Here is a 1,926-nt window from a genome sequence, read left to right on the forward strand (position 1 = left end):
AAGTTCAGGGAACCCTATAGTTAGATGAATAGCTTTATTCTCCCGATAAACAGGCTGAATCGAAGGGTGAAAAAAACTACAGCGGGCTACCCCGCTAGCTCCATTCCCAACCAGTATCACTGTTCTTCCAGCTCATTTTGGCCAGATTGGCACGATATTCTCATATAACTTGTTGAGTACTGAACCCAAGACCCGAGATACCTATGAAAAAGATATTCCTTGCCTTCGCCGCGCCTGTTTTACTGCTGCTAATCATTCTTGCAGTTAAACCAGACTATACTGCTGAAACTGCTCAAGACCTTCCGGTTGTACACCAGACAGTCACCCTGACAAAAAACTTGCATGCACCGGATGCAAAAACAGGCAAGAGCAGAATAGCGAAAGAAGATAAAAGCTGGTACAAAGCTTCCGGAGCTGTTTCTGCCGAGCCGCTAATAGCGTATGCATTGACGCTGATCGGAAGCCCTTATGTATATGGCGGTACCAGTAGAGATGGTTTTGACTGTTCGGGATTTACTTCCCATGTTTTCGAAAAGTTTGATGTTCCGGTTAGCCGCTCTTCCACCACACAGGCGCTGGACGGCGTACCGGTAGCCAAAGAAGATGCGCAACCTGGTGACCTGGTCATCTTTACAGGTACAGACATGCAGGTACGGGAGCCCGGCCATGTGGGCATTGTGATTGCCACCCCGGGCGATACCATTGAGTTTGTGCACTCCTCTTCGAACGGGGGCGTTAAGATCAGCAAAGTACAGGGTACCCGCTATGACGACCGCTTTCTGGATGTCAGACGTGTGCTATAACCTGCAGCCCGTATCCAAACATATTTCCCACCTCACTACGTAAGATACACTATATAGCCGGACGGGCACACAAGCCTGTCCGGTATTTCTTCCCTAAAAACAGAAGACATGGTGCATCCTTACATCATCAACACGATCAATGCCCTCGTACTCATAATAGCAGGTATAGCCGGCTATTTACTCGTTCCTTCCAGACCACTCATCACCCTGATAGCTCCTGCTTTCGGGATACTGCTTCTGGCCTGTACCTACCACCTGCGCAAGCACAATCGTTTTGTTTTCAACACGGTCACGGCACTTACCCTGCTGGCAGGATTTGCCCTGATCCTGCGTATCAGCCCGGGCACCTTTGAATGGGACAGCCAACATATCGTATTGCTGGTAATGGGGCTAAGCTGCTTTCTGGCGGTGTTGTCTTATGTAGCCACCTTTGTTCGGGAGAGGAGAACAGGCAACAATACGATCTACAAGGAAGACTTGTGAATGGGGAAAAAGAAAAAGCGCCTGATGTAGCCCGTCAAGATACATCAAGCGCTTTAGAATCCTTCAAATCTTAACAAGCGGCGCCCTGTTTTACAGAAGCACCATCACGGAAGACCAAAGGTAATATTTATTGCATAAGCAGTAGATACTTACTGCTTACTAAGCCAGTTCACTGTTAAGGTGAACACTATTACCAAGGCTTACTAAGACGACTGATGGATTAGACATAGCACCTCCTTTCTCTTTAGTCCGACATGAACCCTGTGCCTTTGACCAGTTATTCTATAGGTTTCCGGTACAGAGCCGTAGCACTCGCTACATTAACTGATAGTATAAAGATAAAAGAACGCAGATAAGTTCACAAGGTTTACAGCTTATTTTAGAACATTTTTTGTGAGCTCCTGGCAGGTATAACAGCTGTCCAGCATCCTCATAATGGGTTTCCGCTTAAGCAGCTTGTTATCAATACCTTGAAAGTCAAACCTAAATTGCACTGCATCCGGCACGCTTTCCTATTTTGCCTTGGGACAGCGTAAAGGATCAGTCTGAAAGTAAAAAACTGACCGAATTCTTCTGCTAGTTGATAAATGAATAAATTTTCCTATATTTCGTTGCGTATCTTACTAAACAACTGACTAAT

The 1,926-nt window shown here is 46.1% G+C and carries 2 protein-coding genes; both read left to right on the forward strand.

Annotation, left to right across the window (positions count from 1 at the left end; all coding sequences use genetic code 11):
* Window positions 1–203: 203 nt before the first annotated feature.
* The gene (locus OB13_RS01105; protein ID WP_461488296.1) at window positions 204–803 is read left to right on the forward strand and encodes a C40 family peptidase; all 600 of its coding nucleotides are present in this window, start codon (window positions 204–206) and stop codon (window positions 801–803) included.
* 108 nt (window positions 804–911) lie between these two features.
* A complete protein-coding gene (locus OB13_RS01110; protein ID WP_461488297.1) occupies window positions 912–1,286 on the forward strand; it encodes a hypothetical protein in 375 nt (124 codons plus the stop codon).
* Window positions 1,287–1,926 lie beyond the last annotated feature (640 nt).

It is taken from the genome of Pontibacter sp. HJ8, assembly GCF_054824225.1.

Coding starts and splice junctions, on each gene's coding strand:
- OB13_RS01110 (WP_461488297.1), top strand. CDS start 912: ATGGTGCATCCTTACATCATCAACACGATCAATGCCCTCGTACTCATA.
- OB13_RS01105 (WP_461488296.1), top strand. CDS start 204: ATGAAAAAGATATTCCTTGCCTTCGCCGCGCCTGTTTTACTGCTGCTA.